Below are 24,535 nucleotides of genomic sequence, written 5' to 3' on the forward strand. Positions count from 1 at the left end.
GATTTGCGCCTAGTTCGAGGGCGTTTTGACGCGCCTTTCGGGCACGTCTGAAAAACTCTCACCCTCTGACTGAACTCCCCGCCGTGGTCCTGTACGAGTACCCGTTCAACGAGAGCATCCGCACGATGCTCCGCCTCGAACACCTGTTTGACCGCTTCGGCGCCTTGATGGCCCGCGACCCCGCGCTGGACCACCACTTTGCGTTGGTCACGCTGTTCGAGATCCTCGACGTGGCCTCGCGCGCCGACCTGAAGAGCGACCTGCTGAAGGAGCTGGAGAAGCACAAGGCGCAGTTCAATGGCTTCCGCGGCAGCCCCGGTGTCGACGATGCGCGGCTCGACGAAGTCGTCGCCCGCATCGATGGCGCCTACCAGCGGCTCAATGGGCTGACCGGCAAGACCGGCGCGGTGCTGAACGGCAACGACTGGCTGATGAGCATCCGCAGCCGCATCAGCATCCCCGGCGGCACCTGCGAGTTCGACCTGCCGGCCTACTACCACTGGCAGCAGCAGCCGCCGGTGCGCCGCCGCAAGGACTTGATGGGCTGGGCGCAGACGCTGATGCCCATGGCCGAGGCACTGCAGGTGTTGCTGGGCCTGCTGCGCGACTCGGGCGCGCCGCACAAGGTCGCGGCCACCGCAGGCCAGTTCCAGCAGAGCCTGCCGGCGGGCCGCGTCTACCAGTTGCTGCGCATGCGCATCGACCCCAGCCTGGGCCTCATACCCGAGATTTCAGGCCATAGGCTGATGATCTCCATCCGCCTGATGCGCCAGGACGAAGAAGGCCGGCTCAAGCTGGCGCCGGAAGACAGCAGCTTCGAGCTGGCACTTTGTCAGTGAGCACCCCATGAAGACCAACGCCCAAGGTGAGCGCCTCGTCCGCTGCCCGCAATGCAGCGGCGACAGCGTGTTCGCGCCCAGCAACAAGTGGCGGCCGTTCTGCAGCGAACGCTGCCGGCAGATCGACCTCGGCGCCTGGGCCAGCGAGTCATTCCGCCTGCCGGCGACACCGCCTCAGAACCCCGATGAATACGGGCCTGACGGCGCGCCGCTCGTGCACTAGGCGTTCAGCAGTCGCCTGGACACGAGTTCACGCCGCGCGCTGGCGGCATCGGTGAACAGGAAGGACTGCCAGTCGCGCGACAGCGCCGCCTCGACGTTGACCGGGTGGTCGTCCAGGAACAGCAGCTCCTCGGGCGCCGCGTTGAAGTGCCGCTCGGCCATCGCATAGATCTCGGCGCCGGGCTTGACCTGCTTGACGCGGCCGGAGAACAGGCCCGACTCGAACCACTCGCTCAGCGGGTAGGTCGCGCTCAGGTGGTCCGCGTAGGGCTCCGGCATGTTGGACAGGAAGTGCAGCGTGTGGCCTGCCGCGCGCAGGTCGCGGATCAGCACGACCGTGCCCGGGATGGGCATCAACTCGTCCGGCACCGCGCGCACAACGGCGGCCACGTCACCCAGGGGCCAGCCCGTGCGAGCGGAGATGCGGCGCACCACCTCGTCGGCACCGATCAGCCCCTGGTCGAACAGACCCCAGTCGCCACCGTAGTTCTGGAAAAAGACCGATGCCGCCTGGGCGCCCTGCTCCAAAGTCTCGATGCGATGCGGCCAGACGCGCGCCAGGAAGCTGGCGGGGTGCCAGCGGAAGACCACGCCGCCGAAGTCGAAGACGATCTTCATGCGCTCACCAGACGGGTCAGCAGGCCGGCGGTCGAACCATCCAGGCCGGCGGCGTCGCCGCTGTCCAGGCGCGGCAGCAGCTGGTTGCACAGCGCCTTGCCCAGCTCCACGCCCCACTGGTCGAAGCTGTTGATGCCCCACAGTGCACCGGTCACGAAGACGCGGTGTTCGTAGAGAGCAATCAGCGCGCCGAGCGAACGCGGCGTCAGCGCGTGCAGCACGAGCGTGGTGCTGGGGCGATTGCCGGGGAAGCTGCGGTGGCGGGACAGCACGTCGCGGTCCAGCGTGGCCGAGGCGGTTGGCGCCTTCTCGGTCAGCGCCTCGGCGGCGGTCTTGCCCTGCATCAAGGCCTGGCTCTGCGCAAGGCAGTTGGCGAGCAGCTTGCGGTGCTGGTCGGCGAGCTTCTCGGCCAGCTCGCCGGTCACGCCGTGGTTGGGGCGCTTCACGGCGATGAACTCGACCGGGATCACGTCCGTGCCCTGGTGCAGCATCTGGAAATAGGCGTGCTGGCCATTCGTGCCGGCCTCGCCCCAGACGACGGGCGACGTGCCGAACGGCAGTGCATTGCCGTCCAGGTCGACGCCCTTGCCGTTGCTCTCCATCTCCAGTTGCTGCAGATAGGCGGGCAGGCGGCGCAGGCCCTGGTGGTAGGGCGCGACGCTGCGGCTGGTGAAGCCGTGGAAGTTGCGATACCAGATGTCCAGCAGGCCCAGCAGCACGGGCAGGTTCCGCGCCAGCGGCGTGGTGGCGAAGTGCTTGTCCATCGCGTGAGCGCCGGCCAGCAATGCGCGGAAGTTGTCGGCGCCGACGGCGATGGCGATGGGCAGGCCGATGACCGACCACAGCGAATAGCGGCCGCCCACCCAATCCCAGAAGCCGAATGCGGTGTCGATGCCGAAGGCGGCAGCGGCAGCGGTGTTGCTGCTTGTCGCGACGAAGTGGCGGGCGATGTCAGTGCCGCCCGCAGCAAGGAACCACGACTTGGCGGCCTGCGCGTTGGCCAGCGTCTCCTGCGTCGTGAAGGTCTTGGAGGCGACGACGAACAGCGTGTGCTGCGCATCCAGGCCAGCCAGCACGGGCGCCAGATCGTGCCCGTCGACGTTGGAGACGAAGTGCAGCTTCAAGTCGCGGCGGCCGAAGGCCTGCAGCGCCTGCACGACCATGGCGGGACCCAGGTCGCTGCCGCCGATGCCGATGTGGACGACGTCGGTGATCTCGCCGCGCTCGCCCGCCCGCACGCTCTCGGCAAACGCCAGCATCGCGTCCAACGAGGCCTGCACATCGGCGTTGAAGGGCGCGTCGCTGCCGCTAGGTGCGCGCAGCGCCGTGTGCAGCACCGCGCGGCCCTCCGTGTGGTTGACCGGGTCGCCGCGCAGCAGCGCATCACGCCGAGATTCAAGCCCGCAGTCGCCGGCCAGCTTCAGCAGCAGGGCCAGCGTGGGCGCGTCGATGCGGTTCTTGGAGAGGTCGGCGAAGACTTCGGGCGCTTCAAACGACAGCGCCTGGAAGCGACCCGCGTCGGCCTTGAAGGCCTCGCGGATGTCGAAGCCGCGACCACTCGCGGCGCCGTCTTGGTCGAAATGGGCTTGCAGTTCAGCCCAGACGGGAGAGAGGTCGCAGCGTGTCGTCATGATCAGGCGGCCTGGATGAGCTTGTCGAGCTTGCCCGCGTCGATGGCGAACAGGCGGATGCCTTCGGCCAGCTTCTCGGTGGCCATCGCGTCCTCGTTCAGCGCGAAGCGGAAGGCGGCTTCGTCGAGGTGGATGGCGGGCGTCGCCGACACCTTGGCCGGGTCGAGCGCGCGCTCCAGCTTGGCGTCCGTCGCCTGCAGCTGCGCCAGCAGATCAGGGCTGATGGTCAGCAGGTCGCAGCCGGCCAGCGCCTGGATCTGGCCGATGTTGCGGAAGCTCGCGCCCATGACCTCGGTCTTGATCCCGTGCTGCTTGAAGTAGGCATAGATCTGCGCGACGGACTTGACGCCGGGGTCGTTGGCGCCGGCCATGGCCGCCTCATCCCACGCCGCGCCGGCCGACTTCTTGTACCAGTCGTAAATGCGGCCCACGAACGGCGAGATCAGCTGCACCTTGGCTTCACCGCAGGCCACGGCCTGGGCGAAGGCGAACAGCAGCGTCAGGTTGCAGCGGATGCCTTCGCGCTCCAGCTCGGCGGCAGCCTGGATGCCTTCCCAGGTCGACGCCAACTTGATCAGCACGCGCTCGCGCGAGATGCCGGCGGCTTCGTACAGGCAGATGATGCGGCGGGCGCGGGACAGGCTGCTGGCCTTGTCAAAGCTCAGACGCGCATCGACCTCGGTGGACACGCGACCCGGCACGACCTTGAGAATCTCCAGGCCGAAGCGCACGAGCACTTGATCGACGATCTCGTCCAGCGGCTTGCCGCGGTGGGCCTCGACGGTTTCCTTCAACAACGGCGCGTAATCGGGCGACTGCACGGCCTTCAGGATGAGCGACGGGTTGGTCGTCGCGTCGCGCGGCGCGAACTGCGCCAACTGCAGGAAGTTGCCGGTGTCGGCAACGACAGTGGTGAGGGTTTTGAGCTGGTCGAGCTGGTTCATGGCATTCGTTCCGGATTGACCCAGGGAAGAAACTGCTGCATAGTATTTCACGAAACTAAGTTACACAACGGTTAGCGCTCCATGGGAGATGCTGGCTTGGAGACTCCGCAAATGTCCTTCGATCTCGTGTTTTTTGGCGGCACCGGCGACCTGACGTGGCGCAAATTAATGCCCGCGCTTTTCCAGGCTTTCCGGCACGGCAAGCTGCCCGAGGGCGGTCGGATTCTCGCCGTCGCACGTGACGAACAGACGGACGAACGCTACCGCGAATGGCTGAAAGAACGCTTTCGCGAGGTGGACGGCGCCAAGCGCCCAACCGACGAGGAATTCGAGAAGTTCGGTGCGCTCATCCATTACCGCCGCATGGACCTGTCCCAGCCCGAGCACTACCAGGGCCTGAAGGACTGGCTGGACGCGCGCAACGCGGACACCGTCGTGCTGTACCTGGCTACCAGCCCGCATCTGTTCACCGGCATCTGCCAGCAGTTGGGCGCCGTCGGTCTGAACCATGCCAAGGTGCGCGTGGTGCTGGAGAAGCCGCTGGGTCACGACCTGGCCAGCGCGCAGGAGATCAACCGCGCGGTGCGCAGCGTCTTCGCCGAAAGCCAGGCCTTCCGCATCGACCACTACCTCGGCAAGCCCTCGGTGCAGAACCTCATGGCGCTGCGCTTCGGCAATGCGCTGTTCGAGCCACTGTGGCGCCGGGAGAGCATCGCCAACATCCAGATCACGCTGGCCGAGCGCCTGGGCGTGGGCACGCGCGGCGCCTTCTACGACGGCACCGGCGCGCTGCGCGACATGATCCAGAACCATGCGCTGCAGCTGCTGACGATGATCGCGATGGAGCCGCCGAGCAGCAACGACGCCGACGCCATCCGCGACGAGAAGCTCAAGGTGTTGCGCTCGCTGAAGCCCTTCACGGCCGAGAGCGTCGCCCGCGATGTCGTGCGCGGCCAGTACCGCGCCGGCAGCATCGAGGGCAAGGCCGTGCCGGGCTATCTGGAAGAGGTCAAGGTGCCGCCTGACAGCCAGTGCGAGACGTTCGTCGCGCTGCGCACCGAGGTCAACAACTGGCGCTGGGCCGGCGTGCCCTTCTACCTGCGCACCGGCAAGCGCCTGGCCGAGCGCGACGCGCAGATCGTCGTCAACTTCCGCCAGGTGCCGCACAAGATCTTCCCCGGCGGCAGCCAGCCGAACCGCCTCGTCATCAAGCTGCAGCCCGAGGACGGCCTGGAGCTGCAGTTGCTGGCGCAAAAGGGCGCCAGCCACGGCGAGCAGCTGACGCCGGTGTCGCTGGACCTGGATTTCGACAAGGCCTTTGCCACGCAGCGCGTCGGCGCCTACGAGCGCCTGCTGCTGGACGCGATCGCCGGCCGCCTGAACCTGTTCGTGCGCAGCGACGAGCAGGAGCAGGCCTGGCGCTGGGTCGAGCCCATCCTCGACGCCTGGGAGGCCGACACGAGCGGCCCGCGTCCCTATTCCTGCGGTTCCTGGGGCCCGGCGGCCGCCAGCGCGCTGGTTGCGCGTGACGGTTTCCACTGGGCAGAAGAGCAATGAGCATCCTCGAACGAGTGAAGGCGGCGCTTCCGGCGCTTCCGCCCGCCGAACAGCGTGTCGCCAAGCTGCTGCTGCTGGACGCGCGCGCCTTCGCCAGCCTGCCGGTCAGCGAGCTGGCCGACCGGTCCCATGTGTCCAAGCCAACCGTGGTGCGCTTCTGCCGCAGCGTCGGCTACGACGGCCTGGCCGACTTCAAGCTGAAGCTGGCGGGCAGCGTCAACGAGGGCGTGCCGTTCGTGCACCGCGCCGTGGACGAGGACGACAAGCCGCAAGACATCATCGTCAAGGTCGTTGACAACGCTGTAGCCGCCCTGCTGCACTACCGCAACGACGCCGCCAGCCACGCCTTCGAGCGCGCCATCGAGGCGTTGGCCGATTCGGCCCGGCACAACCGGCGCATCGAGTTCTACGGCGTCGGCAACTCAGGCATCGTCGCCCAGGACGCCCAGCACAAGTTCTTCCGCCTCGGCGTCAACACGGCCGCCAACAGCGACGGCCATGTGCAGTTGATGAGCGCGACGATGCTGCAGCCGGGCGACTGCGCGGTCATCATCAGCAACTCCGGCCGCAGCCGCGACCTGCTGGACGCCGCCGACATCGCGCGCAAGAAGGGCGCGACCATCATCATCATCACCGCGAGCGCCTCGCCGCTCGCGCAATTGGCGCTGGGCCCCAGCCAGATCCTGCTGGCGGTGGACCACCCGGAAGACTTCGACCGCTACAGCCCGATGGTGTCGCGGCTGCTGCACCTGATCGCGGTGGATATCCTGACGACAGGCGTCGCGCTCAAGCTGGGCCAGCAACTGCGGCCCGTGCTGCAGGAGATCAAGAAGAACCTGCGCGCCAAGCGTTATGCAGGCTGATCAGGCGGCCGCTGTGGCCGGCCACAGCAGCTCGGCCACGCCGTAGACGCGGGCCAGTTCGCGCAGCTTCTCCGGTGCATCCGCCAGCTTGAGCGTGGCGCCCTGCTCGCTGCACTGGCGCGCGGCGGACAGCAGCAGGCTCAGCGCCGACGAATCGAAATCCGTCAGCTCGGCCGCCGACAGCCGCACCTCGCGGCCGGCGGCAGCGAGCACCTGGGCGGCCTCCGCGCGCAAGGCGGGCGACATCTGCGCCCAGGTGGCGCGGGCGCCATCCATGCGCAGCCGCGCGGGCAGCTTCAGGCTGCTCAAGATCAGCTCTTGGCGGCCGGTGCGCCGGCGGCCTTGGCGTTCTTGGCGGCCAGGCTCTTGATGAGGCCGTCGATGCCGTTGGCGCCGATCTCCTGCGCGAAGCTGTTGCGGTATTGGTCCGCCAGCCAGATGCCCAGCACATTGACGTCGTAGATCTTCCAGACGGCGCCGGACTTCTCCAGGCGGTAGTCGAGCTGGATGGCGTCGCCCTTGCCGCGGATCTCGGTTTTCACGACGACCTCGGTGTCGGTCGGCTGGGCGCGCAACGGCTTCAGGCCGATGGTCTGGTCCTTCACCTGCGTCAGCGCGCCGGCGTAGGTGCGCATGAGCAGGGTCTTGAACTCGGCCTGCAGCTTGGTCTGCTGGTCGGGCGTGGCCTGGCGCCAAAAGCGGCCGACGGCCGAGGCCGTCATGCGCTGGAAGTTCACGTGCGGCATCACCTTGGTGTCCACCAGGGCGATGATCTTGCTGATGTTGCCGGCCTGGATGTCCTTGTCGGCCTTGACGGCCTCGATGGTCTCCAGCGACAGGTCACGGATCAGTTGATCGGGCGTGCCGGCATCGGCGGCATGGGCGGCGTGCAGGACGCCAAGGCCCAGTGCGGCCACGGTGAGCGCTCGGCGCAGGGAGGTCAGCAGGGTCATGGTTCGCTTTCTCAGAACAGGGACGGGCACTCAACGCGCCAGCCCGTGATTTGGTTCACCGGGAGGCCGCAGAAGCCGGCTCCGCCGGTTTCTTGGCAGTGGGAGCCGAAGCGGCGGGCGCCGCGGCCGCAGCCGGCGCCGACGCGCCATTGCCGGGCACCAGCACCTCGAACTCCTCGTCGTCGTCGAAGCTGCCGCGGCGCTGCAGGTAGGCGTCGCGGTAGAAGGTGTACTTGTCCAGCGCGATGCCTTCGAGCATGTCGCCGGCGCGCAGGAAGTTGGCGCGGGCGTTGACGACATTCAGCACCGAGATCGCAGCCTTGTTGCTGCCGCCGTCGAAGACGACGGCGGGCGTGGCCTGCCAATCCACGGGCAGCGCCAGCGAGTCGCGCACCGACGACGGCCCGAACACCGGCCAGACGACATAGGCGCCGGTGCCCATGCCCCAGTGGCCCAGCGTCTTGCCGAAGTCCTGGCTGTTCTTCTCCAGGCCCGCCTCGGTGGCGATGTCCAGTACACCCGCGAAACCCAGCGTGGAGTTGACGGCAAAGCGCATGCCCTGGTCCACACCCGCCTTGAAGCGGCCCTGCAGCAGCAGGTTCACCGCCGACCAGGCATCGCTGATGTTGCCGAAGAAGTTGTCGATGCCGGTGCGCACCGGCGACGGCACGATCTCGGAATAGGCCGTCGCCACCGGCTTCAGCACATTGGCGTCCAGCTTCTCATTGAAGGCAAAGACCTTGCGGTTCCATTTCTCCCACGGGTCCAGCCGCTGGCCCTTGGAGCCCATGACCTTGTCGACGGCGCGCTCCAGCCGCGTGCCGACGCCCTTGACCGTCTGGCAGCCCACCAGACCGAATGCCAGCACCAGCATGGCCAGCGCACGAATGACCGGGCTCATGGCTTGCCTCCCGAGGTCGGCGCAGGCGCAGCCGTACTGCCCATGTCGGAGGCCTTGCTGTTGATGAACTGGCCGATCAGGTTCTCCAGCACGACGGCGCTCTGCGTCTGCGTGATCAGGTCGCCACTGACGAGGTTCTTCTCCGCAGCACCTGGCTCCAGGCCGATGTACTGCTCGCCCAGGAGGCCGGAGGTCAGGATCTTGGCCGAACTGTCCTTGGGAAAAGCGGTGGCCTTGTTCAGGTTGATGACGACGCGGGCCTGGAAGGTCTTGTCGTCGAAGGCAATGGTCTCGACGCGGCCGACGACGACGCCCGCGCTCTTGACCGCCGCATTGGGCTTGAGGCCGCCGATGTTGTCGAAGCGGGCCGACACCTGGTAGGTCTCATCGAAATTGAGGCTGAGCAGATTGCCGGCCTTCAGCGCGAGGAAGAGCAGCGCGGCGCCGCCCAGCAGCACGAATAGACCCACCCAGGCGTCATGTCGAGAAGCTTGCATGTGGTGTCCCTGAATCCAATCAAATCGAAAACATCATCGCGGTCAGCATGAAGTCCAGCGCCAGCACGGCGAGGGACGACAGCACGACGGTGCGCGTGGTGGCTGCCGACACGCCTTCCGGCGTGGGTCGGCAGGTGTAGCCCTGCAGCAGCGCTACGAAGGTGACGGTGACACCGAACACCAGGCTCTTGACGACCCCGTTGCCGATGTCCTTGAACACATCCACGCCGCCCTGCATCTGCGACCAGAAGGCGCCGGCGTCGATGCCCAACAAGGGCACCGCCACCACCCAGCCGCCGATGATGCCCAGCGCGGAGAAGACTGCCGCAAGTAAGGGCATGGCAATAAAACCACCCCAGAAGCGCGGCGCGAGCACGCGCTGCACGGGGTCCACGGCCATCATTTCCATGGCGGTGAGCTGCTCGCCGGCCTTCATCAGGCCGATCTCGGCCGTCAGCGAAGTGCCGGCCCGGCCGGCGAACAGCAGCGCCGTGACGACCGGCCCCAACTCGCGCACCAGGCTCAGTGCGACCAGTAGGCCCACGGCCTCGGCCGAGCCGTAGCGCTGCAGCGTGTAGTAGCCCTGCAGCGCCAGCACGAAGCCGACGAACAGGCCCGACACGCCGATGATGGACAGCGACTTGTTGCCCAGGTGGAAGACCTGCTCGCGCACGAGCACGAAGCGCATCAGCGCCTTGGGCGAGCGGGCCAGCAGGCTGAGGAACAGCCGCGCCGAGGCGCCGATGTCGGCCAGCTTCAACCGCACGCCCGCGCCGACGCGGACCGCCAACGCCATCATGCGGACACTCCGAAATCCTCAGCCACCGGCACGGCCGGCTGGTGGAAACGCACCGGGCCGTCCGGCTGGGCGCCGACGAACTGGCGCACCAGCGGGTCCTCGCTGCGCCGCAGCTCGTCCGGCGTGCCCTGGGCGACGACGCGGCCGTTGGCGATCATGGCCACCTCGTCGGCGATGCCGAAGGTCTCGTGCAGGTCGTGCGAGACGACGATGCTGGTCAGTCCCAGCGCATCGTTCAGGTCGCGGATCAGCCGGGCGGCGATGCCGAGCGAGATCGGATCCAGGCCGGCGAAGGGCTCGTCATACAGCACGAGGTCCGGGTCCAGCGCGATCGCCCGGGCCAGCGCGACGCGGCGGGCCATGCCGCCGGAGATCTCGCTGGGCAGCAGGTCGCGCGCGCCGCGCAGGCCCACGGCATTGAGCTTCATCAGCACCAGGTCGCGGATCATGGCCTCGGTCAGGTCCGTGTGCTCGCGCAGCGGGAAGGCGACGTTCTCGAACACGCTCAGGTCGGTGAACAGCGCGCCGAACTGAAACAGCATGCCCATGCGCCGGCGCACGGCGTACAGGCCGGCGAGGTCCAGCGGTGCGATGTCCTGGCCGTCGAACAGCACCTGGCCCGAGATCGGGCGCAGCTGCCGGCCCAGCAGGCGCAGCACGGTGGTCTTGCCGCCCCCCGAGGTACCGATCAGCGCCAGCACCTTGCCGCGTTCGAGCTTCAGGTTGACGCCGTCCAGGATCACGCGATCGCCATAGCCGCAGCTGACATTGCGCAGTTCGATCAGGGGAGCGGTTGCCAAGGGAGTCACGCGAGCGGGCCGAAGCCGGGCGGGAATAAAGGGCGCCATGATAGGGGAAACACCGAGAGCCCCCTGAGTTCGCCCGCGCATGGGCAGTCGGCATAGCGATGACCCGTCCGCTCTCGTCAGCGTCGGCGGCAGCCTTCCCCGCAGGCACCACCTCCAGGGCGTGCGCTACTTCACGAATGGGGCGTCGCCAGCGACCAGCGTTTGCAGTGCTGCGACAAGCGGTAGCGCAAGCCGCCGACCCGCCAACAGAATACAGGCCAACCGCTCAACAAAGTGCCGCCATGCCCCGCAGCTCCCCCGCCAACGCCCGAGGCTTCACGCTGATCGAAGTCATGATCACGGTGGCCATCATCGCCATCCTGGCAGCCGTGGCCATACCGCAGTACCGGGACTATGTCTCGCGCAGCCGGCTCGCCGACGCCAGCACCGGGCTTGCCACGATGCGCGCGCAGATGGAGCGCTACTACCAGGACAACCGCACCTACGCGGACAGCGGCACCTTCGTCTCGCCTTGCAACAACAGCGTCGTGTCGACCCGCACGTTCGGCAACTTTGTCATCAGTTGCACGGGCACGCTGAACGCCACTCAGTTCACGCTGCGCGCGGTAGGCAGCGGGCCTTCGAGCGGCTTCACCTACACCGTCAATCATCAGGACGTGCGCGCCACGACTGCACTGCCGACCGGCTGGGGCAGCACCTGTGCGAGCAAATGGATCATGAAGAAGGGCGATTCATGCTGAGCGGTGGTTCAGAGCGCGGCTTCAGCCTGGTCGAGCTGATGGTGGCCGTCAGCGTGCTGGTCATCTTGACGGCACTGGCGCTGCCCAACTTCACCAGCTGGATTCGCAATTCGCGAGTCCGCACGGTGACCGAGACGCTGCAGGCGGGTGTTCGCCTGGCGCAGGCCGAGGCGCAGCGGCGCGCGCACACGGTCGTCTTCTTTCGCACCACCGACAAGGACTGCACCGTCACGTCGACTGCCGATGCGAATGGCCTCAACTGGCAGATTCGCTCGGTCCCCAACGCCTTGCTGACCGCCGATACGGCCGAGGCCATCCAATGCGGTGTGTTGACGGACGTGTCCGCAGGTGTCAGCCTGACTTCACAGGTCGCGGTCGGCGCCGCAGACCCAACACCGCTTGCAGCGCTGTGCTTCGGTGGGGACGGCAGGCAGACCTCGATGGAAGACCCCACCGCCATCGGCGCGAACTGCACGGCGGGCACGGCACGTTTCGACTTGGCCCCTACCGCCACCGGCGCAGAAAACCGTGCGCTGCGCCTGGACGTCAGCCTCGCGGGCGCAATCCGCTTGTGCGACCCCGGCAAAGCCAGCACAGCTCCGGACGGATGCCGATGATGCACAGCCCTCATTGCAAGGCGCGCGGCTTCTCGATGATCGAGATGCTGGTTGGCGTGTTGATCATCACTTTCGGGCTGCTTGGCCTGATCACGCTGCAGGGCCGTGCGCTGCAGGCTGCCGTCGGCACCGAGGACTCACAGCGCGCGACGCTGCTGGCCGCCGAGATGGCGGCCACGATGTTCGACCAGAACAACGTCAACGTGAATGCCGCCACCGTCGAGGCTTGGGCCGCCCGGGCCGCCGACCCGGCCAGCGGCGGCGTGCCGAACGGCGTGGGCACCGTCACAGTCAACGGCAATACCGCGCGCATCACGGTCAGCTGGCGGCCGGTTCAATCGACCGGCGCCGCCAATGACACCAATCGCTATTCGACCGACGTGGTGATTCCCCAATGAGCCGCCCTGCACGCCTTGACCGTGGGTTCTCGCTGGTCGAGCTGATGGTTGCCATGGTGATCGGCTTGGTGCTGACCTTGACCATCTCCACGATGGTGGCGCGCCAGGAATCGGTGCGGCGCGGCGTGACGTCGGGCAACGACCTGACCAGCAACTCGGCGTATGCCTCCTACCTGCTGGACCGCGAACTGCGCAGCGCGGGCGCGGGCTTCAGCCAGGCGACGGCGAGCAACTACGGCTGCACCCTGCACGCGTCCCGCAACGCAGCTCAGTTGCTGCCAGCCACTGCGGCATTTCCTGCGCCTTTCGCTGCGATTCCTCAGGACTACAGGCTCGCACCCGTGATGGTGTTCGCCGGCGCCGGCGCTGGCGGCTCGGACGTGATTGCCGTGGCGACGGGCCACTCAGGGCTCAGCGAGACGGCTTTGCCCGTATCGCCGGGCACGGCCGCACCCGGACAGGTGAAGCTGAGCAACACGCTCGGCATGCGCGGCGGCGACCTGGTGCTCGTGGCGCAGGACGGTCTGGCGCAGTGCATGTTGCAGCAGGTCAGCGCCGGCTTCGTGGGCGGCACTGCCGAGGTCCTGACCTTCGGCGGCACGCTCGCGGCAGACGTCATTGCCGGCGTAGCACTGGCCGACTTCGCCATCGGCAATACCAACGTCTCGCTGCTCGGCAACGCCACGGGCAACCAGCCCCGCCTGCAATTGCTCGGGATCGGCGCCAACAACACGCTCTTCTCTTATGACCTGCTGCAGCTGACCGCGGGCGCACAAGCACTTGCAGAGGGCATCGTGGACATGCGGGTCCGGTACGGCGTCGACAGCGCGCCCAGGGACGGGACCGTCGACGCCTGGATTGCCCCCACCAGCGCAGGCTACACCGCCGCCGCACTGCGCGACGGGTCGGCCACATCGCGAGACAACCTGCAGTCCATCCTGTCGCTCCGCGTCGGCCTGGTCCTTCGCAGCGACCTCGTGGACAAGACCGATGTCACGCGACCGACCCTGACGCTGTTTGACACGCTGCCTGCCGCGCAACAGCACACCTTCACCGTACCGGCCGGTACGGCGACCCAGCGCTACCGGACCGTGGAATTCACGGTGCCGCTGCGCAACGTGCGGTACTCCCGCTAGACGCGATGAAACGCCATCCTGCCCAACTCGCGCAACGCCGCCGATCGCAACGCGGCATGGTGCTGATCTTCGCGCTCATCACCCTGGTCATCCTGCTGATCGGCGCAGTCGCGATCTCCCGCTCCATCACGTCCAGCCAGCTTGTCCTCGGCAACATCGGCTTCAAGCGAGACCTGACCAACCAGGGCGAACGCGCCTTGCAGATCGCGCTGGACGTCGTCCGCGACGCCGGCGCGCTGGCCACCGAGACGGCACGCAACAGCAACCTCAAGTCGGCCAACTACAGCGCCTCCCTGCTGCCGTCCAATCCGCAAGGCATTCCGACTGCGCTGCTGTCGGACGCCCAGTTCGAGGCCATTGGCACTGCGGACAGGGACATCAAGGTGGATGACATGGGCGTCACGATCCGGTATGTGATCGATCGCCTGGCAACCACCGACGGCGCCTGCAGTTCGAGCACTTGCACCATGGCTGCCCAGAAGGTTTTTGGCACGGCGTCGAGTGAGCTGATCAAGGCAGCTCCACCCGAGCAGCCCATCTTTCGCATCACGCTGCGTGTGACGGGGCCGCGCAAGACGCTGTCTTTCTTCCAGTCCACATTCACCGCAGATTGAGTCCGGCCGCTCCGGCGTAACGAGGTCCTCCATGAATGCAGTCCGCTTTGTCAACGCGCGCGGTTTGGCCCTGACAGCCAGCCTGCTCGTCATCGCAGCAACGACCACCGCCCAGGTACCGCTCGCCGATCAGCCCGTGTTCTCGTCCGTCAATGTGCCGGGCAACATGGCGTTGGCCCTGTCGGTGGAGTTCCCCACGGCCATCAGCGTTGCTCACCCGGGCCGCACTTACGCGTCGACAAACAACTATCTCGGCTACTTCGACCCGGGCAAATGCTACAAATATAAGTTTGTCAGCAGCACGGCGCCGGACAGCGACAACAACTATTTTTATCCCACCCGTGCAGCCACCAACAGGGTTTGCTCCGGCGAATGGAGTGGCAATTTCCTGAATTGGGCATCGATGCAGACCATCGACCCGTTTCGCTGGGCCTTGACCGGCGGATATCGCTGGATCGACACCCCCGAGCTGACCGTGCTCGAGAAGGCATGGAGCAGCGGCCAGGGTTCCGCCGCGAACAATTTCGCCAATAGCACCACATCCGGAAGCACGACGATTGCCGGCGCGACACCCTTTACCGGCGCGGCAACTCTCGGCACCGCCATCTGGAGTTACGGCAACAAGATGCGCTTCATGGCCGTCGCATCGGGTTCGCCGAGCTACAGCGGCACGCCGACACATTTCAACAGCACCGCAAACCTGGCCACCCAGTATGAGGTTTTCATTCGGGTCAAGGTATGCGACAACAGCGTCGGCCGCGAAGCCAACTGCGTTGCGTATGCCGGTGGCAATTACAAGCCGGAAGGCTTGATGCAGCAGTATTCGAACAAAATCCGTTACAGCGCCTTCGGGTATCTGGCGAGTGATGATACGGGCGACGGAAACCTGAAGCGCGACGGTGCCGTCTTGCGGGCGGCGCAGCGCTTCATCGGCCCGACCCAGCCCGTGCCCGGCAGCCCCGACATTGCCAATCCGCTCACACCGGAGTGGAGTTCGACCACCGGCGTGATGGCGCGAAACCCCAATAGCGCCGACGCCACCGCCAGCAGCACGGCCGCCGTGCCGATTCTGGACAGCGGCGTGATGAACTACCTCAATAAATTTGGGGAAATAAACCGCACCGTTTACAAGCGCTACGACAACGTGAGCGAGCTGTATTACGCGACGTTGCGCTACTTCCGCAACCTGGGCAATGTGACGGAGTGGTCCGCCATGACGGGTGTCAACGACGCCACCCGCCGAACAATGCTGGATGGGTTTCCTGTCATCACCAACTGGAAAGACCCCGTTCAATATTCCTGCCAACGCAATTTCATATTGGGAATTGGTGACGTCAATACCCACGCAGACCGCAACCTGCCAGGCGCCACCGGCGGCAAAGAGCCAGCCAAACCCACCGCCGTCGCCAACGACACCGTCGACGCCGTGGAGTGGACGAACAAGGTCGGCACCCTGCAGGGGCTGAGCAACCTGGGTACTTCACTGATTCCCAGCAACGATGCCGGTTATCTGATGGCAGGTCTGGCGTACTACGCCAATACCACCGACATCCGGGACGATCTGGCCGGCAAGCAAACCATCAAAACCTATTGGCTTGACGTCCTGGAAGGCGGCTACAAGGCTAACCGGCAGTTCTATCTTGCTGCCAAGTACGGTGGCTTCAACCCACCTGACAGCTTCACCGTCGCAAGCGCAACGGCGGCGCAGTTCACCAACAACAAGGGCTGGTGGAGCACCACCAGCGACACCATCGGCAGCCAGGACAGGCCTGACAACTACTACACCGCTGACGCCCCTGACAAGATGGTGCAGGGCCTGACCGCCGCCTTTTCAAGCATCTCCTCGCAGCTGAGCGCCTACTCCACGTCCTTCGTCACCTCGGTGCCGCAGATTTCTTCACTGGGGAGCGCCACTTACGCGACGAAGTTCGACGCCAAGACCTGGACCGGCGATGTGGTCGCCAGCCTGGCGACGGTCGATGTGGACACCGGCAAGCCCGTCCTGCAAACGCGCTGGAGCTTCGCAGAGGTGCTGGCCACACAGGCCGCCGGCACCGGCTGGGACACGAAACGCAACATCGTCACCTACAACACGAGCAGCAAGGTAGGCGTGCCTTTTCGCAGCGCCAAGATCTCAGCAGCCCAGTCGACCAGCTTGAACACGTCCTACGTCAGTGGCGATGATCAGCTCAACTACCTCAATTACCTACGCGGCGACCGCACCCATGAGCGGTCCTCCGCAGCAACGGGTTCGACGCGCGCCTACCGGGACCGTGCCGGCCTGGTCGGCGATGTCGTGAACGCCAAGGCCCGCCCGGTCGGCCCGCCCGCCGCGCCCTATTCCAGCGTGACGAATCCCGGCTACAGCAAGTTCAAGTCCGACCTCGCCAACCGGACGCCGATGGTCTACGCCGGCACCAACGCTGGCATGGTGCACGCCATCAACGGCAGCCTGACCGGCACCGATGCCGGCAAAGAAGTCTTTGCCTACATCCCCAGCCCGACCTTCACTGGCCCGACGTCGACCCCCAACACCAATGGTCTGGCCCATGTCGGCAACCCTGATTTCACGCACCGGTTCCTGGTTGACGCCACGCCGTTGGCAGTCGACGTGGACCTCGGGCGCACATCGGGCAGCACCGGCACCGATTGGCGCACCCTGCTGGTGGGCGGCCTCGGCAAGGGCGGCAAGGCCATCTACGCGCTGGACATCACCAATCCATCGAACATCACTGACAAGTCCGAAGGCGTTCAACGGGAAACCGAAGCAGCCACCAAGGTCATGTGGGAGTTCACCGACGCCGACGGCGACCTCGGCTACTCCTTCGGCCAGCCGGTCGTCGTCAAGACGCGCAAGTACGGCTGGGTCGTCGTCGCGGGCTCCGGCTACAACAACCGCGATGGCAAGGGCTACTTCTTCTTCATCAACCCAAAAACGGGTGCACTGCTGGAGAAGGTTGCAACGCCTTGCGGCAGCTGCTCCTCGACCAACCAGGCTGGCCTCGCGCACATCAACGCCTTCATGCTGGACGCGAGTGACGGCACGGCCGACACCATCTATGGCGGCGACTTGATGGGCAATGTGTGGCGCCTGGACGTTTCCGGCACCAGCACCTATCCGGAGCCGGTGAAGTTCGCCACGCTGACCGGCTCGGACGGCAACGTGCTGCCCATCACGAGCAAGCCGTTGCCCGTCGTGCAACCGGGCACCAACCGGCGCTACATCACCGTCGGTACGGGCCGTTTGCTGGACCCTAGCGATCTCAACAGTGGCCAGGCGCAACGCTTCTTCGCCATCCTGGACGGCACCAATGCCGCCTTCAGCAACGATGGCACGGTGGGCGGCAAGAAGTCGGACCTTCCCACTGGTGTGACCTTCCCGCTGACCGTCGCGAAGATGCGGCAGCTCACCGACCTGAACGCGAAGATCGCCCTCGACCTTCGCAAGGAGGTGGGCTGGTACCTGGACCTGGGCGTGGCTACCGGCGGGCAGGGGTGGCGGGTGCTTTCTGATCCGACCTCGTACTACGGCGTCGTCGCGTTTGCCGCCACCGCTCCCAGCTCCGGAGATGCCTGCTCGCCCAACGGAAACAGCCGTGTGTATGCGCTGGACCTGGGTACGGGTTCTTGCGCGCTGAAGGGCACCGGCACATCGTGCTATTCGAGCCCACCCGATGGCGTGATCGTCGACGTGCAGATCATTGCCGATCCGCCGAACAGCGACCCCCAGACCACCCGCGTCGTGTACGGTGACGACAAAGGCAAAGTGGGCGCAAATGAACTGCGCCGCCCGCCCAATCTGGGGCTGCAGCGCCTGAACTGGCGAGAGATCCAGGTCAACAACTGAGGCAAGGCATGACCGCTCAAGGCGGCCATGCCAGCCCTGTCCTCGCCAAGTCGGAATCGAGCTGAAAACAAGAAAGCCAGTCAGTTGAAACTGACTGGCTTTTCGCTTTGTGGGCCCGCTCGGTCACCACATGGTGGCCCGGCAGCGCCGGGCGACCGGGGGCCGCTCAACGCGGCAACGTGCTCGCACCCATCAGGTACTCATCCACCGCCTTGGCGGCCTGACGGCCTTCGCGGATAGCCCACACCACCAGGCTCTGGCCGCGGCGGATGTCGCCGGCGGCGAAGACCTTGTCGACATTGGTCTTGTAGGCATTGGCGCCCTCGGTCGAGGCCTTGCCGTTGCCGCGCTGGTCCTTGTCGACGCCGAAGGCCTCCAGCACCGTCGCGACCGGGGCGGTGAAGCCCATGGCCAGCAGGGCCAGGTCGGCCTTGAGGATCTGCTCGCTGCCTTCGACCTCGGTCATCTTGCCGCCCTGCCATTGCAGGCGCACGGTCTTGACGCCGGTGAGCTTGCCCTTCTCGCCGAGGAACTCCTTGGTGGCGATGGCGAACTCGCGCTCGCAGCCCTCTTCATGGCTGGACGAGGTACGCAGCTTGATCGGCCAGTAGGGCCAGGTCAGCGGGCGGTCTTCCACTTCGGGCGGCTGGGGCATCAGTTCGAACTGCACGACGCTCTTGGCGCCGTGGCGGTTGCTGGTGCCGACGCAGTCGCTGCCGGTGTCGCCACCGCCGATGACGATGACGTGCTTGCCGTCCGCGCGCAGTTGGTTCTTCAGCTTGTCGCCGGCGTTGACCTTGTTCTGCTGCGGCAGGAACTCCATCGCGAAGTGCACGCCGGCCAGGTCGCGGCCGGGCACGGGCAGGTCGCGCGATTGCTCGGCGCCGCCGGTCAGCACGACGGCATCGAACTGCGCCTTCAGCTCGTCGGCGCTGATGGTTTGCGTCGCCCAGTTGGTGACCTTGCTGCCTTCAGGCATGGCGCCGATCAGCACGCCGGTGCGGAACTCCACACCCTCGGCCTTCATCTGCTCGACGCGGCGGTCGATGTGGGACTTCTCCATCTTGAAGTCCGGGATGCCGTAGCGCAGCAGGCCGCCGACGCGATCATTCTTCTCGAACACCGTGACGCTGTGGCCCACGCGCGCCAGCTGCTGGGCAGCGGCGAGGCCGGCCGGTCCGCCGCCGACGACGGCCACCTTCTTGCCGGTCTTGACCTTGGGCAGTTGCGGGGTGACCCAACCCTCGGCCCAGGCGCGGTCGATGATGGCGTGCTCGATGGACTTGATGCCCACGGCGTCGTCATTGACGTTCAGCGTGCAGGCCGCCTCGCAGGGCGCGGGGCAGATGCGGCCGGTGAACTCGGGGAAGTTGTTGGTGCTGTGCAGGACGGCGATGGCATTCTTCCAGTCCTCCGGCCGGCCCTTGTAGACCAGGTCGTTGAAGTCCGGGATCACGTTGTTGACCGGGCAGCCGTTGTTGCAGAACGGCGTGCCGCAGTCCATGCAGCGGGCGCCCTGCTGCTTGGCCTGCTCGACGTTCAGGCCGATGACGAATTCCTTGTAGTTCTTCAGACGAACCGGAGCGGGCTCGTAGCCCTCTTCCAGACGTTCGTACTCCATGAAGCCGGTGACTTTTCCCATGTCGGTTCCTTAGTCAGTTGGGGACAGAGCTACTCGCTTCGCGCGATCGGTCTGCCCCGCAAATCATCAAACTTTCGCAGCCTCAGGCGACTTGGCCTGAGCGATGGTTTGTGCGGCTTCCTTGGCGGCGTTCAGCTCGCCCAGCGCGCGACGGTATTCGTTCGGGAACACCTTGATGAACTTGGTGCGCGCCTCGGTCCAGTGGTCGAGGATGTCGCGCGCCCGCTGGCTGCCGGTCCAGCGGTGGTGATCTTCCAGCAGCTTGCGCAGGATGGCTTCGTCGGTCTGCGCCTCGCGGTCCACGCCGTCCACACCCTTGACACGGTGCCAGATGGCCTTGTCCACGCCCGCTTCCTGCTCCTGCGCGGTCTGCAGCTTCTCCAGCGTGACCATGCTGGTGTTGCAGCGCTTGGCGAAGTGGCCGTCCTCGTCGTAGACGTAGGCGATGCCGCCGCTCATGCCGGCGGCGAAGTTGCGGCCGGTCTTGCCCAGCACGGCGACGGTGCCGCCGGTCATGTACTCGCAGCCATGGTCGCCCGTGCCCTCGACGACCGCCGTGGCGCCCGACAGGCGCACCGCAAAGCGCTCGCCGGCCACACCGCGGAAGAAGGCCTCGCCGCGCGTCGCGCCGATGAGCGCGGTGTTGCCGACGATGATGTTCTTCGCTGCGTCGCCGCGGAACTCGATGCTGGGACGCACGACGACGCGGCCGCCCGACAAGCCCTTGCCGGTGTAGTCGTTGGCGTCACCGATCAGGTAGAAGGTGATGCCCTGCGCCAGGAAGGCGCTGAAGCTCTGGCCGCCGGTGCCTTCCATCTGGATGAAGATGGTGTGGTCCGGCAGGCCCTCGGGCTTGCGGCGGATCAGTTCACCGGACAGGCGCGCGCCCACCGAGCGGCGCACGTTGGTCACCTCCTGCATGAACTGCACCTTCTCGCCCTTCTCGAAGGCGGGCAGGCACTTCTCGATGAGCTTCACGTCAAGCGCGCGGTCCAGGCCATGGTCCTGCACGTCGTTGTGGATGCGCGCCACGTCGGCCGGCACGTTCGGGCGGTGGAAGATGCGGGCGAAGTCCAGGCCCTTGGCCTTCCAGTGCGCGATGGCCTTCTTGGTGTCCAGCCAGTCAGAGCGACCGATCAGCTCGTCGAACTTGCGCACGCCCAACTGGGCCATGATCTGGCGCGCTTCCTCGGCGACGAAGAAGAAGAAGTTGACGACGTGCTCGGGGCGGCCGGTGAACTTCTTGCGCAGCACCGGGTCCTGCGTGGCCACGCCCACCGGGCAGGTGTTCAGGTGGCACTTGCGCATCATGATGCAGCCCTCGGCCACCAGCGGCGCGGTGGCGAAGCCGAACTCGTCGGCACCCAGCAGCGCGCCGATGACGACGTCGCGGCCGGTCTTCAGCTGGCCGTCGGTCTGCACGCGCACCCGGCCGCGCAGGCGGTTGACGACCAGCGTCTGCTGCGTCTCGGCCAGGCCCAGTTCCCACGGCGTGCCGCAGTGCTTGATGGACGACCAGGGCGAGGCGCCCGTGCCGCCGTCATGGCCGGCGATGACGATGTGGTCGGCCTTGCACTTGGCCACGCCGGTGGCCACCGTGCCCACGCCCACTTCCGACACCAGCTTGACCGACACGTCGGCCCGCGGGTTGACGTTCTTCAGGTCGTGGATGAGCTGTGCCAGATCTTCGATGGAGTAGATGTCGTGGTGCGGCGGCGGGCTGATGAGGCCGACGCCCGGCACCGAGTGGCGCAGGAAGCCGATGTACTCGGACACCTTGCCGCCGGGCAGCTGGCCGCCCTCGCCGGGCTTGGCGCCCTGGGCCATCTTGATCTGGATCTGGTCGGCGCTGACCAGGTATTCGGTCGTGACGCCGAAGCGGCCCGACGCGACCTGCTTGATCTTGGAGCGCAGGCTGTCGCCCTCTTGCAGTTCGTAGTCGGCCTCCATGATCTTGTGGCCCAGCACGTCGCCGACCTTGCTGCCGCCGGTGATCTTGATGCCCTTCAGCTCGTTGCGGTAACGGGCCGGGTCTTCGCCGCCCTCGCCCGTGTTGCTCTTGCCGCCGATGCGGTTCATCGCAACGGCCAGCGTGGCATGGGCTTCGGTGGAGATGGAGCCCAGCGACATGGCGCCGGTGGCGAAGCGCTTGACGATCTCGGCGGCCGACTCGACCTCTTCCAGCGGCACGGCCTTGGCCGGGTCGAACTTGAACTCGAACAGGCCGCGCAGCGTCATGTGGCGCTTGCTCTGGTCGTTGATGATCTGGGCGTACTCCTTGTACGTCTCGAACTTGCCGCTTCGCGAGCTGTGCTGCAGCTTGGCGATGGCGTCCGGCGTCCACATGTGCTCTTCGCCGCGGGTGCGCCAGGCGTACTCGCCGCCGGCGTCCAGCATGCTCTCCAGCAGCGGGTCGTCGCCGAAGGCGCCCTCGTGCATGCGGATGGCTTCCTCGGCGACTTCGAACACGCCGATGCCGCCGACCTGCGTGGGCGTGCCGCGGAAGTACTTCTCGACGAAGTCCGCCTTCAGGCCGATGGCCTCGAAGATCTGCGCGCCGCAGTAGGACATGTAGGTCGAGATGCCCATCTTGGACATGATCTTGGACAGACCCTTGCCCACCGCCTTGATGTAGTTGTAGCGGGCCTGCTCGGCCGTCAGCTTGGCCGGCAGCTCATCGCCCATGGCCTCCAGCGTTTCCAGCGCGAGGTAGGGGTGAACGGCTTCGGCGCCATAACCGGCCAACACGGCGAAGTGGTGCACCTCGCGCGCGGTGCCGGTCTCGACGACCAGGCCGGCCGTCGTGCGCAGGCCTTCGCGCACCAGATGGTGGTGGACGGCGGACAGGGCCAGCAGCGCGGGGATGGCGATGCGCTCGGCGCTGAGGTGGCGGTCCGTGATGATGAGGATGTTGTGGCCGCTCTTGATCGCGTCCACGGCCGATGCGCACAGCGAGGCCAGTTGGGCTTCGACACCGGCACGGCCCCAACCAACGGGGTAGGTGATGTCCAGTTCGCAGGACTTGAACTTGCCGTTCGTCGGGCCTTCGATGTGGCGCAGGCGGGCCATGTCGTCGAAGTCCAGCACGGGCTGGCTGACTTCCAGCCGCATCGGCGGGTTGACGGCGTTGATGTCCAGCAGGTTGGGCTTGGGTCCGATGAAGCTGTTCAGCGACATCACGATGTTCTCGCGGATCGGGTCGATCGGCGGGTTCGTGACCTGGGCGAACAACTGCTTGAAGTAGTTGTAGAGCGGCTTGTTCTTGCTTGACAGCACCGCCAGCGGTGAGTCGTTGCCCATGGAGCCGATGCCCTCTTCGCCGTTGGCGGCCATCGGCGCGAGCAGGAACTTGATGTCTTCCTGCGTCGTGCCGAAGGCTTGCTGGCGGTTCAGCAGCGACGTGGCGAACTCGGGGCGCGAGCCTTCCGGCACGGTGATGTCGTCCAGCTTGACGCGCACGTTCTCGATCCACTGGCGGTAGGGGCGCGCGTTGGCGTACTGGTTCTTCAGCTCCTCGTCATCGACGATGCGGCCTTGCTCCAGATCGATGAGGAACATCTTGCCGGGCTGCAGGCGCCACTTCTTGACGATCTTGCTTTCCGGGATGGGCAGCACGCCCGACTCGGAGGCCATGACGACGAGGTCGTCGTCGGTGATGCAGTAGCGGGCCGGGCGCAAGCCGTTGCGGTCCAGCGCGGCGCAGACCTGGCGGCCGTCGGTGAAGGCCATCGCAGCGGGGCCGTCCCACGGCTCCATCATGGCGGCGTGGTACTCGTAGAAGGCGCGACGGCGCTCGTCCATGCCCTCGTGCTGCTCCCAGGCTTCCGGGATCATCATCATGGCGGCGTGGGCGAGCGGGTAGCCGCTCATCGTCAGCAGCTCGATGGCGTTGTCGAACGTGGCCGTGTCGGACTGGTGCTCGAAGCTGATCGGATAGAGCTTCTGCAGGTCGTCGCCCAGCACGGGCGACTTCATGACGCCTTCGCGGGCGCGCATCCAGTTGAAGTTGCCCTTGACCGTGTTGATCTCACCGTTGTGGCAGACCATGCGGTAGGGGTGGGCCAGCGGCCACTCGGGGAAGGTGTTGGTCGAGAAGCGCTGGTGCACCAGCGCGATGGCGGACGTGACGCGCGGGTCGGCCAGATCCTTGTAGTACTTGCCCACCTGGTCGGCCAGCAGCAGGCCCTTGTAGATGACCGTGCGGCAGCTCATCGACGGCACGTAGTACTCGCGGCTGTGCGTGAGCTGCAGCGCCTGGATGGCGCTGGAGGCGGTCTTGCGGATGACGTAGAGCTTCCGCTCGAGCGCGTCGGGGACGATGATGTCCGGGCCGCGGCCGATGAAGATCTGGCGGATCACCGGCTCCTTCTCGCGCACGGTGGGCGACATGGGCATGTCGCGGTCCACGGGCACATCGCGCCAGCCGATCAGCACCTGGCCTTCGGCCTTGATGGCGCGGGCCAGTTCCTGTTCGCAGGCCAGGCGGGAGGCGGCCTCCTTGGGCAGGAAGATCATGCCGACGCCGTACTCGCCGGGAGGCGGCAGATCAATGCCCTGCTTGGCCATTTCCTCGCGGTAGAACTCGTCGGGCACCTGAATCAGGATGCCGGCGCCGTCGCCCATCAGCTTGTCGGCACCGACCGCACCGCGATGGTCCAGGTTCTCGAGGATCTTCAGACCCTGCTGGACGATGTTGTGCGCCTTCTGGCCCTTGATATGAGCCACGAAGCCGAGCCCGCAGGCATCTTTTTCGTTCGACGGACGGTAGAGCCCATGTTCGGCAAGGTCTTGAAGCTCGGACTGAATCTGCGCGGCGTGGCTCATGGCGCCCTCCTGGAACACAACGGACCGGGAGATTACCGCAGCATGACTTGCGCAGCAACCCAATAAAATGGGGTCAGAGTCAAT

The 24,535-nt window shown here is 66.2% G+C and carries 21 protein-coding genes; 10 read left to right on the plus strand and 11 right to left on the minus strand.

From position 1 onward, the window contains the following. Positions 1 to 83 precede the first annotated feature (83 nt). Entirely contained in the window at positions 84 to 839 is a 756-nt protein-coding gene (gene zapD, locus ACG00Y_RS20585; RefSeq protein ID WP_394482102.1) for a cell division protein ZapD, read from the plus strand. Positions 840 to 846: 7 nt separating this feature from the next. Continuing rightward, a complete protein-coding gene (locus ACG00Y_RS20590; protein ID WP_394482103.1) occupies positions 847 to 1,062 on the plus strand; it encodes a DNA gyrase inhibitor YacG in 216 nt (71 codons plus the stop codon). Here ACG00Y_RS20590 and ACG00Y_RS20595 read toward each other — a convergent pair. Genes ACG00Y_RS20595 through tal form a run of 3 tightly spaced genes read right to left on the minus strand, consistent with a single transcriptional unit; the run spans position 1,059 to position 4,254 of the window. Next, positions 1,059 to 1,679, minus strand: coding sequence for an HAD family hydrolase (locus ACG00Y_RS20595; protein ID WP_394482105.1), 621 nt, complete (start codon positions 1,677 to 1,679; stop codon positions 1,059 to 1,061). The genes ACG00Y_RS20590 and ACG00Y_RS20595 overlap by 4 nt on opposite strands. Next, positions 1,676 to 3,310, minus strand: coding sequence for a glucose-6-phosphate isomerase (pgi, locus tag ACG00Y_RS20600; RefSeq protein ID WP_394482107.1), 1,635 nt, complete (start codon positions 3,308 to 3,310; stop codon positions 1,676 to 1,678). Before pgi ends, ACG00Y_RS20595 begins: the two co-directional genes overlap by 4 nt. A gap of 2 nt (positions 3,311 to 3,312) precedes the next feature. Further along, the gene (tal, locus tag ACG00Y_RS20605; protein ID WP_394482109.1) at positions 3,313 to 4,254 is read right to left on the minus strand and encodes a transaldolase; all 942 of its coding nucleotides are present in this window, start codon (positions 4,252 to 4,254) and stop codon (positions 3,313 to 3,315) included. A gap of 111 nt (positions 4,255 to 4,365) precedes the next feature. On the opposite strand from tal, the gene zwf reads away from it, so the two are divergent. Next, positions 4,366 to 5,811 (plus strand): glucose-6-phosphate dehydrogenase, encoded by a 1,446-nt coding sequence (gene zwf, locus ACG00Y_RS20610; protein WP_394482111.1) that lies wholly within the window; start codon positions 4,366 to 4,368, stop codon positions 5,809 to 5,811. Between the two features lie 2 nt (positions 5,812 to 5,813). Beyond that, a complete protein-coding gene (locus ACG00Y_RS20615; RefSeq protein WP_394482539.1) occupies positions 5,814 to 6,674 on the plus strand; it encodes a MurR/RpiR family transcriptional regulator in 861 nt (286 codons plus the stop codon). Here ACG00Y_RS20615 and ACG00Y_RS20620 read toward each other — a convergent pair whose 3' ends face one another. Genes ACG00Y_RS20620 through ACG00Y_RS20645 form a run of 6 tightly spaced genes read right to left on the minus strand, consistent with a single transcriptional unit; the run spans position 6,675 to position 10,672 of the window. Further along, positions 6,675 to 6,983: an STAS domain-containing protein gene (locus ACG00Y_RS20620; RefSeq protein WP_394482112.1), complete on the minus strand. Its 309-nt coding sequence runs from the start codon at positions 6,981 to 6,983 to the stop codon at positions 6,675 to 6,677. It abuts the gene before it with no gap. Between the two features lie 2 nt (positions 6,984 to 6,985). Further along, positions 6,986 to 7,627 (minus strand): MlaC/ttg2D family ABC transporter substrate-binding protein, encoded by a 642-nt coding sequence (locus ACG00Y_RS20625; RefSeq protein ID WP_394482114.1) that lies wholly within the window; start codon positions 7,625 to 7,627, stop codon positions 6,986 to 6,988. Positions 7,628 to 7,682: 55 nt separating this feature from the next. Beyond that, positions 7,683 to 8,528, minus strand: a complete 846-nt coding sequence (locus tag ACG00Y_RS20630; RefSeq protein WP_394482115.1) for an MlaA family lipoprotein — start codon at positions 8,526 to 8,528, stop codon at positions 7,683 to 7,685. Further along, positions 8,525 to 9,025, minus strand: coding sequence for an outer membrane lipid asymmetry maintenance protein MlaD (gene mlaD / locus ACG00Y_RS20635; RefSeq protein ID WP_394482117.1), 501 nt, complete (start codon positions 9,023 to 9,025; stop codon positions 8,525 to 8,527). Before mlaD ends, ACG00Y_RS20630 begins: the two co-directional genes overlap by 4 nt. 19 nt (positions 9,026 to 9,044) lie before the next feature. Beyond that, entirely contained in the window at positions 9,045 to 9,824 is a 780-nt protein-coding gene (gene mlaE / locus ACG00Y_RS20640; RefSeq protein ID WP_394482119.1) for a lipid asymmetry maintenance ABC transporter permease subunit MlaE, read from the minus strand. After that, complete coding sequence (locus ACG00Y_RS20645) at positions 9,821 to 10,672, minus strand: ABC transporter ATP-binding protein (RefSeq protein ID WP_394482121.1); 852 nt, start codon at positions 10,670 to 10,672, stop codon at positions 9,821 to 9,823. The genes mlaE and ACG00Y_RS20645 overlap by 4 nt, the downstream gene beginning before the upstream one ends. A 242-nt stretch (positions 10,673 to 10,914) precedes the next feature. Between ACG00Y_RS20645 and ACG00Y_RS20650 the strand changes: the two genes are divergently transcribed. The 6 genes from ACG00Y_RS20650 to ACG00Y_RS20675 are packed head-to-tail and all read left to right on the plus strand — an operon-like array spanning position 10,915 to position 17,985. Next, positions 10,915 to 11,373: a type IV pilin protein gene (locus ACG00Y_RS20650; RefSeq protein WP_394482123.1), complete on the plus strand. Its 459-nt coding sequence runs from the start codon at positions 10,915 to 10,917 to the stop codon at positions 11,371 to 11,373. Beyond that, positions 11,367 to 11,990 (plus strand): pilus assembly FimT family protein, encoded by a 624-nt coding sequence (locus ACG00Y_RS20655; RefSeq protein WP_394482125.1) that lies wholly within the window; start codon positions 11,367 to 11,369, stop codon positions 11,988 to 11,990. The genes ACG00Y_RS20650 and ACG00Y_RS20655 overlap by 7 nt, the downstream gene beginning before the upstream one ends. Next, positions 11,990 to 12,388, plus strand: coding sequence for a type IV pilus modification PilV family protein (locus ACG00Y_RS20660; RefSeq protein WP_394482126.1), 399 nt, complete (start codon positions 11,990 to 11,992; stop codon positions 12,386 to 12,388). The genes ACG00Y_RS20655 and ACG00Y_RS20660 overlap by 1 nt, the downstream gene beginning before the upstream one ends. After that, positions 12,385 to 13,524, plus strand: a complete 1,140-nt coding sequence (locus ACG00Y_RS20665) for a PilW family protein (protein ID WP_394482128.1) — start codon at positions 12,385 to 12,387, stop codon at positions 13,522 to 13,524. The genes ACG00Y_RS20660 and ACG00Y_RS20665 overlap by 4 nt, the downstream gene beginning before the upstream one ends. Positions 13,525 to 13,529: 5 nt before the next feature. Next, the gene (locus tag ACG00Y_RS20670) at positions 13,530 to 14,138 is read left to right on the plus strand and encodes a pilus assembly PilX family protein (protein WP_394482130.1); all 609 of its coding nucleotides are present in this window, start codon (positions 13,530 to 13,532) and stop codon (positions 14,136 to 14,138) included. 31 nt (positions 14,139 to 14,169) lie between these two features. After that, entirely contained in the window at positions 14,170 to 17,985 is a 3,816-nt protein-coding gene (locus ACG00Y_RS20675) for a pilus assembly protein (protein ID WP_394482132.1), read from the plus strand. Between the two features lie 166 nt (positions 17,986 to 18,151). Here the strand turns inward: ACG00Y_RS20675 and ACG00Y_RS20680 are convergent, their stop codons facing one another. Together ACG00Y_RS20680 and ACG00Y_RS20685 are read right to left on the minus strand one after the other, a co-directional pair. Continuing rightward, positions 18,152 to 19,627, minus strand: a complete 1,476-nt coding sequence (locus tag ACG00Y_RS20680; RefSeq protein ID WP_394482134.1) for a glutamate synthase subunit beta — start codon at positions 19,625 to 19,627, stop codon at positions 18,152 to 18,154. Between the two features lie 66 nt (positions 19,628 to 19,693). Further along, entirely contained in the window at positions 19,694 to 24,451 is a 4,758-nt protein-coding gene (locus ACG00Y_RS20685; RefSeq protein ID WP_394482136.1) for a glutamate synthase-related protein, read from the minus strand. Positions 24,452 to 24,535: the final 84 nt, after the last annotated feature.

The organism is Pelomonas parva, assembly GCF_043555835.1.
GTDB lineage: Bacteria > Pseudomonadota > Gammaproteobacteria > Burkholderiales > Burkholderiaceae_C > Pelomonas > Pelomonas parva.

What these genes read in the sequence shown, in the direction of transcription:
- ACG00Y_RS20590 (WP_394482103.1), top strand. Translation starts at nt 847, where the DNA reads ATGAAGACCAACGCCCAAGGTGAGCGCCTCGTCCGCTGCCCGCAATGC.
- ACG00Y_RS20595 (WP_394482105.1), bottom strand. Translation starts at nt 1,679, where the DNA reads ATGAAGATCGTCTTCGACTTCGGCGGCGTGGTCTTCCGCTGGCACCCC.
- pgi (WP_394482107.1), bottom strand. Translation starts at nt 3,310, where the DNA reads ATGACGACACGCTGCGACCTCTCTCCCGTCTGGGCTGAACTGCAAGCC.
- tal (WP_394482109.1), bottom strand. Translation starts at nt 4,254, where the DNA reads ATGAACCAGCTCGACCAGCTCAAAACCCTCACCACTGTCGTTGCCGAC.
- zwf (WP_394482111.1), top strand. Translation starts at nt 4,366, where the DNA reads ATGTCCTTCGATCTCGTGTTTTTTGGCGGCACCGGCGACCTGACGTGG.
- ACG00Y_RS20625 (WP_394482114.1), bottom strand. Translation starts at nt 7,627, where the DNA reads ATGACCCTGCTGACCTCCCTGCGCCGAGCGCTCACCGTGGCCGCACTG.
- ACG00Y_RS20630 (WP_394482115.1), bottom strand. Translation starts at nt 8,528, where the DNA reads ATGAGCCCGGTCATTCGTGCGCTGGCCATGCTGGTGCTGGCATTCGGT.
- mlaD (WP_394482117.1), bottom strand. Translation starts at nt 9,025, where the DNA reads ATGCAAGCTTCTCGACATGACGCCTGGGTGGGTCTATTCGTGCTGCTG.
- mlaE (WP_394482119.1), bottom strand. Translation starts at nt 9,824, where the DNA reads ATGATGGCGTTGGCGGTCCGCGTCGGCGCGGGCGTGCGGTTGAAGCTG.
- ACG00Y_RS20645 (WP_394482121.1), bottom strand. Translation starts at nt 10,672, where the DNA reads ATGGCGCCCTTTATTCCCGCCCGGCTTCGGCCCGCTCGCGTGACTCCC.
- ACG00Y_RS20650 (WP_394482123.1), top strand. Translation starts at nt 10,915, where the DNA reads ATGCCCCGCAGCTCCCCCGCCAACGCCCGAGGCTTCACGCTGATCGAA.
- ACG00Y_RS20655 (WP_394482125.1), top strand. Translation starts at nt 11,367, where the DNA reads ATGCTGAGCGGTGGTTCAGAGCGCGGCTTCAGCCTGGTCGAGCTGATG.
- ACG00Y_RS20660 (WP_394482126.1), top strand. Translation starts at nt 11,990, where the DNA reads ATGCACAGCCCTCATTGCAAGGCGCGCGGCTTCTCGATGATCGAGATG.
- ACG00Y_RS20665 (WP_394482128.1), top strand. Translation starts at nt 12,385, where the DNA reads ATGAGCCGCCCTGCACGCCTTGACCGTGGGTTCTCGCTGGTCGAGCTG.
- ACG00Y_RS20670 (WP_394482130.1), top strand. Translation starts at nt 13,530, where the DNA reads ATGAAACGCCATCCTGCCCAACTCGCGCAACGCCGCCGATCGCAACGC.
- ACG00Y_RS20675 (WP_394482132.1), top strand. Translation starts at nt 14,170, where the DNA reads ATGAATGCAGTCCGCTTTGTCAACGCGCGCGGTTTGGCCCTGACAGCC.
- ACG00Y_RS20680 (WP_394482134.1), bottom strand. Translation starts at nt 19,627, where the DNA reads ATGGGAAAAGTCACCGGCTTCATGGAGTACGAACGTCTGGAAGAGGGC.
- ACG00Y_RS20685 (WP_394482136.1), bottom strand. Translation starts at nt 24,451, where the DNA reads ATGAGCCACGCCGCGCAGATTCAGTCCGAGCTTCAAGACCTTGCCGAA.